The 14,781-nt window shown below is 56.6% G+C and carries 17 protein-coding genes; 11 read left to right on the top strand and 6 right to left on the bottom strand.

Annotation, left to right across the window (positions count from 1 at the left end; genetic code table 11):
* Positions 1–12: 12 nt before the first annotated feature.
* The 8 genes from WH265_RS00480 to WH265_RS00445 all read left to right on the top strand — a co-directional run bounded on the left by WH265_RS00480 (position 13) and on the right by WH265_RS00445 (position 8,268).
* Complete coding sequence (locus tag WH265_RS00480; protein ID WP_339556983.1) at positions 13–1,047, top strand: N4-gp56 family major capsid protein; 1,035 nt, start codon at positions 13–15, stop codon at positions 1,045–1,047.
* Between the two features lie 58 nt (positions 1,048–1,105).
* On the top strand, positions 1,106–1,564 hold the full coding sequence (locus WH265_RS00475; RefSeq protein WP_339556982.1) for a hypothetical protein: 459 nt from the start codon (positions 1,106–1,108) through the stop codon (positions 1,562–1,564).
* Positions 1,565–1,573: 9 nt separating this feature from the next.
* Complete coding sequence (locus WH265_RS00470; protein ID WP_339556981.1) at positions 1,574–2,218, top strand: phage adaptor protein; 645 nt, start codon at positions 1,574–1,576, stop codon at positions 2,216–2,218.
* A gap of 265 nt (positions 2,219–2,483) precedes the next feature.
* Positions 2,484–3,152 (top strand): hypothetical protein, encoded by a 669-nt coding sequence (locus tag WH265_RS00465; protein ID WP_339556980.1) that lies wholly within the window; start codon positions 2,484–2,486, stop codon positions 3,150–3,152.
* A 997-nt stretch (positions 3,153–4,149) separates the two neighbouring features.
* On the top strand, positions 4,150–5,025 hold the full coding sequence (locus tag WH265_RS00460; protein ID WP_339556979.1) for a hypothetical protein: 876 nt from the start codon (positions 4,150–4,152) through the stop codon (positions 5,023–5,025).
* 362 nt (positions 5,026–5,387) lie between these two features.
* Entirely contained in the window at positions 5,388–7,295 is a 1,908-nt protein-coding gene (locus tag WH265_RS00455) for a hypothetical protein (RefSeq protein WP_339556978.1), read from the top strand.
* Between the two features lie 161 nt (positions 7,296–7,456).
* Positions 7,457–7,687, top strand: a complete 231-nt coding sequence (locus tag WH265_RS00450; protein ID WP_339556977.1) for a hypothetical protein — start codon at positions 7,457–7,459, stop codon at positions 7,685–7,687.
* A gap of 2 nt (positions 7,688–7,689) precedes the next feature.
* Entirely contained in the window at positions 7,690–8,268 is a 579-nt protein-coding gene (locus WH265_RS00445; protein ID WP_339556976.1) for a hypothetical protein, read from the top strand.
* Between the two features lie 244 nt (positions 8,269–8,512).
* On the opposite strand, the gene WH265_RS00440 is transcribed toward WH265_RS00445, so the two are convergent.
* The 4 genes from WH265_RS00440 to WH265_RS00425 all read right to left on the bottom strand — a co-directional run bounded on the left by WH265_RS00440 (position 8,513) and on the right by WH265_RS00425 (position 10,725).
* Complete coding sequence (locus WH265_RS00440; RefSeq protein ID WP_339556975.1) at positions 8,513–9,190, bottom strand: hypothetical protein; 678 nt, start codon at positions 9,188–9,190, stop codon at positions 8,513–8,515.
* A gap of 204 nt (positions 9,191–9,394) precedes the next feature.
* Positions 9,395–9,652 carry a hypothetical protein gene (locus WH265_RS00435; RefSeq protein ID WP_339556974.1) on the bottom strand — a complete coding sequence of 86 codons (258 nt, stop codon included), beginning with the start codon at positions 9,650–9,652 and terminating at the stop codon, positions 9,395–9,397.
* Between the two features lie 108 nt (positions 9,653–9,760).
* Positions 9,761–10,477: a Rha family transcriptional regulator gene (locus WH265_RS00430; protein ID WP_339556973.1), complete on the bottom strand. Its 717-nt coding sequence runs from the start codon at positions 10,475–10,477 to the stop codon at positions 9,761–9,763.
* On the bottom strand, positions 10,474–10,725 hold the full coding sequence (locus WH265_RS00425) for an Arc family DNA-binding protein (RefSeq protein ID WP_339556971.1): 252 nt from the start codon (positions 10,723–10,725) through the stop codon (positions 10,474–10,476). Before WH265_RS00425 ends, WH265_RS00430 begins: the two co-directional genes overlap by 4 nt.
* A gap of 26 nt (positions 10,726–10,751) precedes the next feature.
* On the opposite strand from WH265_RS00425, the gene WH265_RS00420 reads away from it, so the two are divergent.
* From WH265_RS00420 to WH265_RS00410, 3 genes are all read left to right on the top strand, one after another.
* The gene (locus WH265_RS00420) at positions 10,752–11,378 is read left to right on the top strand and encodes an Arc family DNA-binding protein (RefSeq protein ID WP_339556969.1); all 627 of its coding nucleotides are present in this window, start codon (positions 10,752–10,754) and stop codon (positions 11,376–11,378) included.
* Positions 11,379–11,446: 68 nt separating this feature from the next.
* Positions 11,447–12,532, top strand: coding sequence for an SH3 domain-containing protein (locus tag WH265_RS00415; RefSeq protein WP_339556968.1), 1,086 nt, complete (start codon positions 11,447–11,449; stop codon positions 12,530–12,532).
* Positions 12,533–12,577: 45 nt separating this feature from the next.
* Positions 12,578–13,087, top strand: a complete 510-nt coding sequence (locus WH265_RS00410) for a hypothetical protein (RefSeq protein WP_339556967.1) — start codon at positions 12,578–12,580, stop codon at positions 13,085–13,087.
* A gap of 15 nt (positions 13,088–13,102) precedes the next feature.
* Here the strand turns inward: WH265_RS00410 and WH265_RS00405 are convergent, their stop codons facing one another.
* Positions 13,103–13,654, bottom strand: coding sequence for a DUF4124 domain-containing protein (locus WH265_RS00405; RefSeq protein WP_339556966.1), 552 nt, complete (start codon positions 13,652–13,654; stop codon positions 13,103–13,105).
* A gap of 1 nt (position 13,655) precedes the next feature.
* On the bottom strand, positions 13,656–14,720 hold the full coding sequence (locus WH265_RS00400) for a hypothetical protein (protein WP_339556965.1): 1,065 nt from the start codon (positions 14,718–14,720) through the stop codon (positions 13,656–13,658).
* Positions 14,721–14,781 lie beyond the last annotated feature (61 nt).

Below are 14,781 nucleotides of genomic sequence, written 5' to 3'. Positions count from 1 at the left end.
AGGAGTTAAATCATGGCTCAATTTAAGACGACCGCTCCAGCGGAGCGAATTGGCAAACTGAAGGGTGAGATCCTGGCACACGCCGTAGCAACGGAAGTGCTGGGCATCACTGGTGTGCAGCGAGCGCTGCCCAAGAACAACGGCCGCACTGTGGTGTATCGCCGCTATCTGCCGTTCGGTGCTACCAACACCGACTGGAACACGCGCAACCGCCCCGTAGTGAATGCTGTGGCTCACGAGTTGACAGAAGGCGTCACGCCCACGGCCGACACGCTGATCCCTCAGGACATCACCACGACCATCAAGCAGTACGGCTGCCTGTATGAGCTGACTGACCAAGTGGTGGACACTTACGAAGACGACGTGCCTGCCGAAATGAAGAAGCAGTGCGGCGAGCGCGTGGGTCTGCTGCGTGAAATGATCCGCTACGGTGTGATCAAGTCCTGCACCAACGTGTTCTACGCAGGCGGCTCTAGCCGCGCTACGGTGGACGCCAAGATCACCCTGAACGTGCTGCGCAAGGTGTCCCGCAACCTGCAGGCCAATCACGCCAAGCGCGTAACCGGCATTCTGGCTCCAAGCGTGGACATCGCCACCAAGCCCGTGGAAGCGAGCTACCTGGTGTTTGTGCACTCGGACGCTGAGGCTGATATCCGCGATTTGCAGGGCTTCGTGCACGTCAGCGCTTACGGCAGCCGCAAGCCTGTGCATGCACAAGAGCTGGGTTCTTGCGAGAACTTCCGCTTCATCACCAGCCCTGAGCTGGCCCCGTACGCAGGTGCGGGCGCTGACATCGGCGCCACAGGTCTGATGGGCGGCACCAAGGTGGATGTGTATCCATTCATCGTGGTTGGTGAAGACGCGTGGGGCCAGTTGGCTCTGCGTGGCGCGGATTCGGTCGATCCGACCTACATCCCGCCCGGCGTCAAGGACAAGAGCGACCCGCTGGGCCAGCGTGGCTACGTGGGCGCCAAGTTCTACATGCAGTGCACGCTGCTCAATGAGGGCTGGATGGCTCTGATCGAGGCAGGCGTCTCCGCCCTGTAAAACCACAAGCCCGGCGCTCTCCTGGGTGCCGGGCATCTCAACCTACCGGATTTTCACAATGGCAACACGCAAACAGATCGACGCAGGCGCAGAATACCTTGGTGCAGAGGAGGTCCGCACTGTTGGTGAAATCGGCGGCCATGCTGGCATCGATGTGGTGGATAAGCCGCTGCCAAAGAACGCACTCGACATGGAGGCGTTCATGAACGAGGTTGTCACCATCGTGGTGAATCCTCCAACCGACGCAGATGACCCGACCTTGATCCAGGTGGGCGTCAATGGCGTGAACCAGTTCATTCGTCGCGGTGATGCCGTCGATGTGAAGCGCAAGTATGTGGAGGTGCTGGCACGCTCCAAGCGTACCGACTTCGCGCAGACCCTTGATGAGCGCCTGGGTGAGCAAGGCTTCAACAGCCTGCGTTCCATGCACAGCCTGCGCTATCCGTTCAGCATGCTTCGCGACCCCAATCCCAACGGCGGCGCCTGGCTGACTGCCATCCTGCGCGAAGCACGCTAACGCTGAGCCATGACGCTGCAGGAATTGATCGCCAGCTACCGGGCACAGAGCCTGGATAATTTCGAGCCTTACCTAGCCGATGACAAGCTGCTTGGTCACTTCGCAAGTGAGGCTCAGGTCGAGGCCTGCCGGCGCGGTCAGCTGCTTGTTTCCACGGTCACCATTCCTGTCGCCGTAGGCGCTCAAGAAATTGAACTGCCAGCGACTGCGATCCGCGTCATCCGCTCCTCTATCGGAGGCAGCCCGCTGCAGGAAATCACGGCGGACGGTATGGACGAGTATTTCCCAGGTTGGCAAGACGATGCGCACCAAGGAAAGCCGCGCTACTTGGTGTCCGGCGTGAACACTGGCCGCCTGTGCATTTGGCCGGTGCCTGCGGAGGCTTTCACCATTCGGCTGACTCTGCAAAATCTACCATCCAAACGGCTGGTCAACTGCAACGATGCCCCAGAAATCCGCCCAGAAACTCATCCTGCCCTGGTCGATTGGATGCTCCATCGTGTTTACAGCCGCACTGATGGCGATCTGATCGACCCGGCAAAGGCTGCTGCATCACTTGCCAGGTTCGAAGCAGAATTTGGGCGCAAGGCCAGCGGCCGCAATGAACAGTGGGTGCGACAAGGCGATGGGTTGATGCCCGGGCCTATCGCATGATCCGTCAAAGGTAAGCATGGCGACGAACGAACAGCGCCGTAGTCTCATCGACCAAATCCCCATGGATTCATACCCGGCGCCTCAAGCCCAGGGTGGCAGTGGTGGAGAGAGCCTGATTGCTCGCCTCATGGGTGCAGGTCCGTCCAACTCGGCTGCAGCGCCTGCGTCCCGGCGAGCGCTGATAGACGCGGCCTTTGACGGCGCAGTGGACAAAGCTACCGCTCCAGCCGTCCCAGGTGCCTTACGCGATGTGGCTGGGCGCGGATTGGCAGCATTTGCTGGTGCACCTGTGGATGTGGCTGCGATGGCCATGGCGCCGATGGGCTACTCTCACGCCGCCCCGGTAGGTGGATCGGAGTGGATTGGCAAGCAGATGGAGCAGGTTGGCGCGATTTCACCCGAGCGCCGCCCGGCAGCAGAGCTGATCGCCAACCTAGCATCTCCCGCTGCGCTACCTAAGGCTGCAGCCTCCGGTCTTTCTTTGATTGCGGCCATATCCCCCGAGGGTAAGGCGCGTCTACTGGCCGACCTGATGGCGGGCAAGGGTAGCGGCACTTATCGGCTGGGGGATGTAACGCCTGGTCAACAGAAAGCCTTGCAACGTCTTGGTACGCCGCCAACCGAGTCGCGCGACGTAATGATGACTGATGCGGCCGCTGCGCACATGCTAGACCGGCGGGTGAACCAGGATGGCTTTTCCCCTGAAGAGGTAGTCCGCTTTGCTGAGCAGGCCATGCAGCCACGATCAAGCGCTTGGGTTGATCCAGCGGCGAAAGCTCATAAGCCTGCATTGTCCAACAGCGGATTGCGCGATCCAGTGACAGGCAGGTCTTACACAGCGCATATGCCAATGGCGCCAAACGGCGAGTCACTGGATGTTGTGACGGTCATTCCGAGAGGACTCCCCGCCAGAAAGACAAAAGCCCCTGAGTAGGGGCTTCGTCTGGACAATTCTGAAGGGGGTGGTTCCGAACTCCACCTCTCGTACATTTTGGTCAAAAAGACCAACATTGACAGGGCACAATCAGATCATCACTTTCAGCGTCATTTCGCTGACAGTTGTATTGTCGCACAAAGCTAAAAACAAATAAAGCTCTCTTCTGAGAGCTTTAGATGGGCCATTTACCTTGGGGTGGCTCCGATTTCCGTCTCTCGTACTTTCACAGTCCCTGGGGGACCGCCATTAACACTGCACAACCTAGCTAGCACTACCTGTCTGGGACACGGTCCTTGAATTATGCCCCCTACAGGGTTAGACCGCCAACCGCGCCCATCAGACACTGCAGTCTGAACTATCGAGGGTGCACAGCATGGCTTGGACAGACGACCAGCGCAAATCATTAGTAGGGCAGCTTCCCTTTTCCAACAGCGTCGAAGCGCCGCGCCCAAATTCCTTCGGCGATGCTGCGGGAGCGTCTTCTAATCCAGGGATGCGGCAGGTGGCCGCGCCTGCGCCTGTGCCGGCGGCGCCCGTAACCGCGCCCGCTCCAGCACCAGCAGTCGCTCCAACTTCAACGCCTGGCACGCTTAGCCGAAACCTCGCGCAACACGCACCAAGCCCGGCAGTCACGCCTGCGCCGTCCACTACCGCGCCGGACCCCAGCAACACCATGGTTGGCCGGGCGTTCGCCAACTCGACCCAGAGCAACGCAGTCCGCTTTGATCCAGCAACGAATACCTACAGCGGCGGCAACGTTGGGGGCGACATCTCCTTGAACGGTGCTGCTCCAGCTTCCTCCACGCTTATGTCGCGTGCATTCGGCAGCGCTCCGCCTTCTGCTGTTGCACCAGCGCCGACTACAGGGCAGTCTCTGATTGACCGTGCATTCACCGCCCAGCCTGGAGGCCAGAATCTCCCTCAATTCAGCGCGCCTCAGGTAGCACACAGCGGCAACGACTGGGAGGCTGCCAACAACCTACGTAACCTGGCTGTGTCGGCCAGCTCCATCACAAATAATGGCGGTCGCTACGATTCTCGCCAAGGCCGAGCCAACGTCGGGCCGTCTCTGGCGCAGGCGGCGTACATAGATGCGCAACGCGCGGATCTCGCTGCCCGTGGTGAGCAGCCGCGCCTGGATATGGCAACCACCCAGGTCAACGCGGGTCTGCAACGCGAGGGCATGGAGCAATCCGGCAACCAGCAACGCTCCCTGGTGCAAGCCGCTATGGACCAGCAGCGTAACCAGAACGATCTGACGCGCACCTCGATGACGGAGGATGGGGCCAATCAGCGGGCAGTGCTGCAGACTCTGGGTGGCATCCAAGAGGCGCAACTGCGCGCCAATGCAGCTAAGTCGCCGCCGCCTGGCTACCGCTCGCTGGCGAATGGAAACTTGCAAGCTATTCCTGGCGGCCCGGCTGATTTGTCGGTGAGCAAAGAGGGCCAGCAGCAGACGAAGGACACGCAGGATGTGTTCTCGATCCTGGACCAAGCTCGGCCACTTCTTGATACCGCAACTGGCAGCTACGCAGGGGCAGCAGCCGACCAAGTGGCGCGTGCGTTTGGCGTGTCCACGGAAGGCGCACAGTCTGCCGCCCAACTCAAGGCTCTGCAGGGAGCGTTGGTGTCGAAAATGCCAAAAATGAGCGGTCCTCAAAGTGACAAGGACGTTTTGCTCTACCGAGAGATGGCCGGTCAGATTGGTGATCCCACGATCCCTGCTGACCAGAGACGGGCAGCCATGAAGACAGTTGAAGACCTGAACCACAAATATTTGCCGGTGGCCAGTGATGCCGCGACTTATCAAGCGCTGCCATCTGGCTCATATTTCAAGACCGCTGACGGATCGGTGCGGAGGAAGCAGTAATGGCCAATCCCTGGGATAACGACGAGATCATCCGTCCTGCACCTTCGCAGCCAGCCGCGGCGTCCGCTCCTGCCGCTTCACCAGTGACCTCCTATGAGCCTCAAGCCACTCAAGCCCAGCCGGATAGCGCGCCACAAACGCAAGCAGCTGCAGCGCCAAGCACGCCGCCTGTTGCGCCTGCTGCAAATCCCTGGGTCAACGACGTTGTAATCCGGCCCGCACCAGGAGCGAAGGCTGTAGCGCCTGCTGCCGGACCAGCGTCCAACCCGCCGGCTGCAGAGGCGTCGTTCGGCGACAAGGTGGCGCGCGGCCTCGGGCTGGGCACTCGCAGCTTGGCGCAGGGTTTGGCCAGCGTCCCTGCGATGGTGACAGACACATTGATTGCCCGCCCGCTGAACGCCGCTGCAGACGCAGTGATGGGCGAGGGGAACGGCCCGCGCCTTCAGATGCTCAAGGAGGCCGTCGGCAACTTGGCAACGGAGGCCGGCCTGCCTCAGCCGGAGACAAGAAGTGAGCGCATCGCGCAGGACATTGTGGAAGGTGGCGCAGGAGCTGTTGGCGGTGTGGGAGCGGGGGCTGTGCTTTCCCGCGCAGCATCGCCAATCGTGAGCGCGGTGGGGCAGGGTCTTGCAGAAGGCGCGGGAATGCAGGTGGCTAGTGGCGCCGCCGCAGGTGCTGGCTCTGGCGTTGCTCGTGAGAGCGGTGGCGGCGAGGGCGCACAGTTGGCTGCTGGCCTGGTCGCAGGCCAGTCGCCTACTGTAGGGACGTTTGCTGGGAAAGCAGCGATCCGTGGTGCCGTGCGCGGCGGCGAAGCAGGTCGGCAGCAGATGGCCGAGAACATCAAGACCTTCGAGGACGCCGCAGGCATCACGCCAACCCTGGGCCAAGCTACGCAATCGCGAGGCATTCAAGCTGCCGAGACGGCGCTGGCCAATGTGCCTGGCAGCTCTGGATTCATGGCCCGCCGTGGAGAGGTGCAGGCCAAAGCCTTGCAGGATGCTGTCGATGACATCACACAGAAGCTTTCGCCCAATGCCAATGGGTGGGGCGCTGGCGAGGCAATCGCCAAAGGCGTGGACACGTTCAAGAACAATGTGAAAACCGTGCAGAAGAACCTGTACGACAAGCTGGACGAGCACATCCCAGCTCAGACACCAGTACAGGTGGACAGGACGAGGCAGGCACTCGCTGACCTCAACGAAGGGATTGAAGGCGCTCCCCACCTGTCACAGTTCTTCCTCAATTCCAAGATCAGCAACATCGAGCGAGCCTTTTTGGATGACCTCGATAAGTTCGCCAAGGTCAACGTGCCAGCCGGCATGCAGGGAATGGGTGTGGCTCCACAGGCTGGAAATCTGCCATACCAAGCTGTGCAAAAGCTGCGCACGATGGTTGGATCGGAGATCGCTGACGCATCGCTGGTCGCCGATGTACCCCGCAGCAAGTGGCGCGCGCTGTACGCAGCGCTTAGCGATGATCTGGGCACTGCCGCAGAGGCCGCTGGACCAGCAGCACAGCAGGCATGGACTCGCGCAAACCAATACACCAAGGCCAGCATTCAGCGTCTGGAGCAGTTGGAGTCGGTCGTCGCCAAAAACGCACCCGAGAAGATTTTCCGTGCGGCTACTAGCGGGCTGTCCGACGGAGGTACGCAGATAACGAGGGTGATGCGTTCAATGCCGGTCGAGAACCGCCGCGAGGTGGCCGCCGCTGTTCTGCAACGCTTGGGCCGGGCCCGGAACTCTGCGCAGGACGAAATGGGTGCAGCGTTCAGCCCTGAATCCTTCTTGACCAACCTGGCAGCAATGTCCGCGCCTGCGCGCAACGCGCTGTTCGCCAACTCAGGCTTTCCGGGCCTGCGTCAGCGTATCGAGACGATGGGGAAGATGGCTTCTTTGCGCCGCGAGGGGGCGCAGGTGTTTGCGAATCCTAGTGGGACTGCGCGGCAGACAGCGTTGCTAGGCGGTGCGGCAGGCCTTGCAGGCGCAATCGCTACAGGGAACATTCCTATGCTGATGGGGGTAGCCGCTACATCAGCGCTTGGCCGTGGCCTAGCAGGAGTAGTCTCTAACCCTGCATTCGTGAAAGGTGCTGCAAGAGCAACCGAACTCAACCCCGCCACGCCCGCAGCCGCAATCAACGTAGCGAACCAGGCCACGCAAACCGAGTCCCCGATCTACACCAACAAGACCAGAGCCAACCTGGAGGCCAGCAGGCAGCGCATGAAGGCTGTAGAGGTGCCAGGGGGGTGGAGGCTGGTGGCGAGGTGAGGGCCCAATAGTGAGAACCACACTTTGGATGTAGAAAGTTAGTGCAATGATGTGCACCTTAGTGCATCAACAAGCAATAAGTGGCAAAATGACACTATGACGCCTTCGTAGAGAGTGCGTTCACAGACACAGACCACAGACACAGACCCCAGGACGCTTCCATGGCAACTACTATCGTTTCTCGCTCAAGGACACACACATCGCGCGATGCGGTGTGGATGAGCAATGGGCGCTTGGTAAGTCACGGCATCGGTGAGCCGGCCATCAAGAAGGAAATCGCGGCCAAGCGCGAAGAGCGAAGCAAAGATCCCCAAGCGATGATCCGGGAATACATCAAGCGAGGAATTCTCACTGCTGGCGGTAACGTCGCGCGTCGCACCGGTGTGCGTTAATCGTGTATCAGCGGTTGCCCAACTGGGTTCTTGGCTTTCACGGATCTGACAAAGACACGGTAGATGCGATCTTAAATGATCCAAAAAAGCACTTGAACAGCAGTGCGAACGTGCATGACTGGCTGGGTGACGGCATCTACTTTTGGGAAAACGATCCAGCAAGAGCGCTTCAATTCTCTAAAGAGCGCATGAGGTGGAAGGGGATCGTTGATAAAGAGCCAAAGGTAATTGGTGCGATTATCGATCTTGGCTTGTGCCTCAATCTCTTTGAGCAGCCTGCTTTAAACGAGCTTGCTGTGGCTTATGAGGATCTTGAATTCGATTTCCAAATTATGGAAAAGAATCTTCCTGTCAATTCTGAACCTGGGAGAATTTGGGCTCGCGACCTTGACTGTGCAGTAATAGATACCTTGCACGTTCTTCGGGAGCGTGAGGGTCTTCCTAGGTATGACTCAGTAAGGTCCTCTTTCCAAGAGGGAGCTGCTGCCTTTCCCGGGACAGAATTCAGGAAAAAAAACCACATTCAAATTGCTGTTCGCAGTACGTCGTGCATCAAGGGATATTTCCTTCCCCGAGAATAGAAGTTGATTCAACAGCCCTCTAATGAGGGCTTTTTCATGCCGACCTCAAGCTGACGACTTCTTGAAACGAGGGCTCTCCTTGAGTTGCTGATGTCGGGAAACACGACACCATCGCTCGTCCGTGCGTTAAAAATCCCGCGTCTGCGGGCTGCTGGGTGGGGTGGATGGTGTCCAGGAGCTGGACATCATCGGCTAAGTGGGCGTGGAAAAGCCCTCGGGTGAGGGCTTGTTGGCGTTGGGTGGGTTAGCGTCCGAATATCATCTGGGCGACGCCAAAGAGCATGAGGCCTATTGCCGCGACAAGTCCAACTAGGCAAACAATTCCGACGAGGCCGTTCCAGAGGAATGCCCGCTCTTCCTTATCCTTCACCTGCTGATCAGCACGGCGCAGAAGCTCCATGCTTTCCTGGTAGGTAGGTGGTCGTTTGAGGGGGTCGAACTTGGCCATGGGCCAGATAATACCCCAGGAGGCCAGGAAGGTGCTAATTCGGTCCTGCGCCTTGGACCATGGGCCGGCTTCCATATGCTTGGCCGCCAAGAATAGGGCGCCCTCGAGCTCCTCCCGCGATATGCTGCCGTCCAACAGCAGGCCCTCTCGGATCAGCCGGCCGCGTGTGGCAAGGAATGCCTTCTGCCAGGCTCGGTCTGGCCGCAGCGTGCCGGTCTGGTAGCAGATCAGTTCCTCGGCGGCATAGGCTGCTATCTCGTCCGATTCCTGCCGCGCCGAAAGCTGGTAGTTGCCTTTGCCATCCACGTACGTCTGCCGAATATGGGTCTGCAGCTGCTGCAGACCCTTGTCCCCCGACTTCGCCCCGTTCTGGATGCCGCGCATGAAGGTTGGCCACTCGGCGCCCAGCCACTTGCGCATGCCGTAATGGCCGACGGCTTCGTGTGCAAGGGTCTGAGCAAGGGTGTCAGGCATTTGCTGAGCAACAACATGCACCTCGCCTCGATAAAACAGGCCTCGGACATCATCTGGCACCTGCACTGGGAGATGGCGGGCCGTGGGTGCAATGTGGACCTTAGGCCCGCGCTGCCAGCGCGACGTGAACCAGTTTGTGATGGCTGTGGCGTATGTTGAGTTCATTGAACGTGTTGGCTGGAAGTGGCAGACGGATCGCGAAAATTAGCCATGCAACTCGCGCCAGAGCTTGGAATTCTTGCGAGGCAACTTCACGATCTTGGATTTGAAACGCTGGTAGCCAGAATCGTCAGCAGCGGTATCAAGAGGGCTCACCGGCTTAGCCCTCAAGATGATTAGCAGTGCCCCGGCTAGCTCTACCATCGCATTCGTCCGGTCCCGGGCTGGCATCTCTTTAACGTGGGCAATCTGTCCATGGATGGCGGTGATGCTGTGGTAAAGGGCTTCTTGCGCTTGCTTCAAGTTAGTGTGTGCTGTACTATTCATGACGGTTCCCGTTCGTTAGAGTTCGGTTTCCTATTGAAGCGCTCAGCAAGGTCCAATTTGCTGGGCGCTTCGCCTTTTCTGCATTCATTGCAGCCCCGCATTCGGGAAAATGGTGCCTAGGTCGATGCCGTAGACCTCACTCCATGCCTCTGCCGGCCAGGCCTTAACCTCGCCGTAGCGTGCGTCCGTAACCTTTTCAGCTTCCAGGCCCTTGGCTTTGCAGAAGTCGCGCAGAGGGCGCCAGTCCTGCTTGCCAAATTTCCGGCCGACAGCTTTCTCAACAGCAATGATCGTGGCGTGTCGCATGTTCCGCCCCAGCTGCTCAGTGAGCCGGTTGACTTGGCGCATAGCTGCCGATGCCGTGGCCATCGCCGTTGCTTCACGACGACTTCCGATTTCCGCCTTAGTTGCAACCGCTTGATCGCGCTCAGCCTCAGCTTTCAGACGAGCTTCTTCTGACTCCATTGCAAGCTTGAGAATGTCCATGCGGGAGAGAGCGGCCGGAGTGTTCGTAGTCTGCTTGGCCTCAAGCTCCTGCCAACGATCAACAACCCGGGCACGATGTTCATCGCTGTAGCCTGCAACAACAAGATGAGTGTCTCGTTGGATGAGGTCGTAAACATCGATCGGGCGGCCCCCGGTGTTCTCGCGACGAGTATTACGACTTGATCGTAAAAGGCCTTTGTTGAACAAACGTTCGATGGTGCACACCACGTCGTTATGGCGTGCTGCAACTAGATCTGCGATCTCGCGACTGCTCATAGTTCTTGGCGCTACGGCAGGGGTCATGATGTTGTTCATACTGCGGCTCCTGTTTTTTGTTGAGCTTCTTCAGCTGCCCGACTTTGTTCCAAGCGGACGGTGATTTCGCTGTTGAATGAGCGACGGTTATCAATTGCCCTATGTTTCAACCAAACTTTGAGGTCTTCTGGAAGTCGCACCGGCGAGGGCGCGCGTTGTTTGTTTCCTTGCATACTTTCCTTTCGATGAACCACCGTGATCCATGGCTGAATTAAACCACGGTGATCCATCATTTGCAATACCCACATGAACCACTGTGGTTTATGATTAGCGAATGAGCAGAGAAGACCCACAAATGAAGATCCGGCTACCTTCGGAGCTGAAAGACAAGATCGAAGAGGCTTCTAAAGAGGCTGGCCGCAGCATGAACGCGGAGATCACCAGTCGCCTCGAAGGTAGCTTCGAGACCTCTCATACGACCGAGGAACAGGCTTTTCAGGATGGCTTTGAGTTGGCCAGCTTGCGCATTGAGAACGCAAGACTGAAAGAACAGCTCGATGCAGAGCGCATGGAGTTCTTCAAGAGTCGCAAATCAGCTGATGCAGTTGGAAAGATCTTGGACCAACTTCCTGCGGAGCTTGTCAGTCACTATGGCCTTCATCTCTATGAATCCGAACTTGACAAGGCTCTTGCCGAGTTAGAGAAGGTCTACGATAAGGCTGGACCAGCAAATGATGCTCATCAGGAGTTGTTGAAGTCAGAGGCTTCTCCTGGACCAATCAGCAGATCAAGCGAGAAATTAGCGCGCTTGGACAAGCGCATCTATGAGTTGAACGAGCAGATTCATTTACTGAAGCAGTCAATCAGTGGCATTCACACATACCGTAAAGTGAATGGTCTACAAGAGCTGCGCAACGTTTCTTCAGTTGCCGTATTGCTAGATACGAAATGGAAGGGTTGAGTCCTCTCCGGAGGACCTTTCTATTTTCCGAGCAGTCCAGCTCACCCTAGTCACCTCAAGCCAAAACCATGAATCTTTTCCCAGAAGATAACAGCGGCAAAGCAGCTTTTGCATTATTTGAAGAGCAACGGAAGAATCTTCGCCTTAATGGAGCGGTTAGCGAATTGGCGAAGATGAAATTGGCAGCACTACCTGGCGCTTCAATGAATCCAGCATTTCAGGAATTCTTGGACGTTCAGAAGCAGCTAAAGAGCGCTTTTGCTCCGAATCGAGCCTGGGAGGCGATGACTGGAAAAATTCCTGACAGCCTCAGAAGGATGGCTCTCGGCGATGCCTATAGAGGCGTGAGCGACTCATTGGCGCTAATGGATGATTTGACCGGAATGAGAGGGGTTAAGGCGCTCAGTCAGTTTTCTGGCTCGGATTATGCCGGCAAGCTATCGATCTTTCGTGATTCTTTCTTTCAAGACGAAAGCTCACCAGCTGAGTTGATGAAGAAGTATGCCAAGCTAGCTGGTGATGCATATGCTGGTCACATGAATCCTGCCATTCAGGCCTTCATGGACGCCCAGAAGAATCTGCAAAATCTAATACCGAATATTTCAGAAATGGATGACTCATTCTTCGAGCTTAGCGACGAAGACGAAGCTGAGTTAAAGCATGCGGCTCCGCTAGTCATTGCAGACAAGGCTAACCTTGAAGATATTAAGCAGTTTGTTGAGAAAGCTACAGCAGTAATAGCCAGGCAAGAAAGTCCGGCCATCCAGCTGTATCTGCTGGCTATTTATAGAAGTCAAATCTTTGGTTGGATAATGGGTGCAATTATTAGCACTTTAATGTCCCATTATGCACCATCAATCCTGGGCGGCAGTCCTCAAGCGGAGAAGAAGGCAGTGCAGGAAAATGCAAGAATGCAATTCGGCTCTCCGGAATTTCTTGGTGCTTATAGATTCGTATCGGCCAGAGAATTAGCTATCCGCCAAAACCCGCGCTCAAGATCGCCATCCGTGGGGAGCTTGAAATTCGGATACACAGTGGAGGTGCTGAAGAAAGAAGGCGACTTCACACTGATCCAGTGGCAAGGTAAGGGCGAGCAAGCCGATGCGCAAATTCAGGGCTGGGTCTTCTCTCGTTATCTAGAGAAATTCAAATAGGCAACTCAGCCCTCTCCGGAGGGCTTTCTTTGACATGGAGAACGAATGGACTCAGCAGTCTGGGGAATGATTGGAACGCTCGCCGGTGCTGTAGTTGGTTCAGCGGCAAGTATCTTCGCGACTTGGAGAGCCAGCGCTGTGTCGTACCGAATGCACGACGACAAGCAGAAGCAGGAGCGCATTGAACGAGCCAAGGAGTTTCAGCGAGTCACGCTGCTTGATCTGCAGGAGTCACTTCACGACCTCGCAAGGATGGTCTCGAAAGCTCATGAAGAGCAGGATCTGGCTTTTAAGAGCAGCGGAGAATGGAAAAGTGACGTTCTCTCAGCCGAAGTCAAAGAATTGAAGCGGATGGCGTTTCGAAAAGTCACCATCTTGGTAGAACGAGTCGAAAACGCACAACTCCGGTCGGATGTGAAGGACTTCAAATCATACGTTTCACCGCAGATGTCGATACAGAATCAAGCGGAAGCTCAAAAATTACAGCATGAGATGATGGAAATATTTCGTCCGCTAATCGAGAAAACAGGCACCGTCCTCCGCAGCTACTACTGAACGCGCCTTGGCGCCTCAACTGCAGTTCCAGAACGCTCCTGATCTGTGGCAAGCCTTCCCATTGGGTCCGGTCATGTAGTCCTTGTTGACCTGGTGATAGGTGCCGCCCTGGTTGTCAGTGCATGTCCAGCCATTGCAAGAAGTGATCTCAGTCGGTGGGGTGCTCTTGATCCTCTCCCGGGCTATCGCTGCCTTTTCCTCGCGGGTTAGAGAGCCTTTGGTGGTGAGCGTGCTTTTAACGCTGGCATTGCGCTCGGCCAGGTTCTCCTCGTAGCCTTTGTGTTGGGGCACAGATGGGAGTTGCTGGTATCGCGGCTCTGCCATTTGTGCAGCTTGTGCGCGACGCTCCTCCCTATCCCGCCGCTCTTGCTTATCCAGGTTTGCTTCATAGGCCTGGACATCGTCGTTGTAGTTCTCCTGCAGGCTTTTCTTACGCACCAGCAGATCCCCGCACGGCTTATCTGAAAGCAGGAGCCGGCCGTTCTCATCCTTGCATTTGTAGATCTGCGCCTGGGCAACGCCGGCGATAAGTAATCCGCACGCTAGAAAAACTTTTGCTAGTTTCATTTCAGTCCTTCGTGGGACTGGCTGCCTTAGGAGCCTGCCTCAAGCCTTCTACTGTGGCACGCAACGCCGTAAATTCCTTGGCTTGCATATCGATTTGCTGTTGTTGCATGGCAATCTGCTGCCGCAATACATCTGTCAATTCTTGATGCTGGTTTGCACGGCTTTTGTCCGGTTGAGACGCAGCCCAGTACTGAAACGCGGTGGCAAGAATGGTGACTATGACTGAAACAAAGACTGCAGCCCAAGCTTGGTTAGACGATTTTTTCGCACTAGCTTGACTAATTTGGATCTGACTCCGCCACGCAGGAAGTATCTCGGCCAGCACAGTCTCTTGTAGTTCAGACATCCGCATAGCCATGATCTTCATGTTTTCAGACGCTTCTAGAGTCGCTCTACCAATTGGCGTATTCTCTGGAAGCATGGGAGCGGAAAGCTGTATTCTCTCGATTCCACTGACCACAGATCTATCCGGCACATGTCGCCGCTGACTTGCGCTGATGTCAGGAGTGTTCAATTCTCGGCGCACCTGAGCAGCTGTTTTGGTGGCTTGATCTTCTTGCATTAGGCGAGATGCATCGAAAGATTTAAGCATTTCGGCATCACGTAATGAACGCATTCCATCCATCTGTCGAGTGAACTTCTCCAACGTATCCTTAGCCATGAAGTCGTAGCTTGAAGATAAGGATTCCTTTAGCCTATCGCGGTCGGTCTTAAATTGATCTCGTAGCCTTTGTTGGGCTGCTATAACTTCGTTGCCCAGCTCCACCGCGCCTGCACCGGGGGACAACTCCTTCCAATTACGACCTTTATTCTGTTGAGCGACAACTGGCGACAGACGCTTGTGATCTTCGTCGGTCAGGCCTGCGAAGTCAGCATCGCTCAGCGGCTCCTTGTTGGTCTTATCCTCTATTCGGCTAGAAAGCTGTTTGATGGCTGCAAGACCAAGTTCAGTGGGGTCGCTTCCTTCGAGTTGTCGCCAATCCGAAGAATTCATGCCGCGTATAAACAGTGGGCCGATAGAAGTCTCTACGGGCATTTTTTCAGGAATAAAGTCTTCTAAATTCATATTAATTTGCAGCAAAGGGTAGAGCTATTTGGAGAGTGTACTGTTCTCACCCCCCGTAGGG

Source organism: Comamonas sp. MYb396 (assembly GCF_037479555.1).
In the GTDB taxonomy this organism is placed as follows: Bacteria; Pseudomonadota; Gammaproteobacteria; order Burkholderiales; family Burkholderiaceae_C; genus Comamonas.
This window is presented reverse-complemented; position numbering and strand designations above follow the sequence as displayed.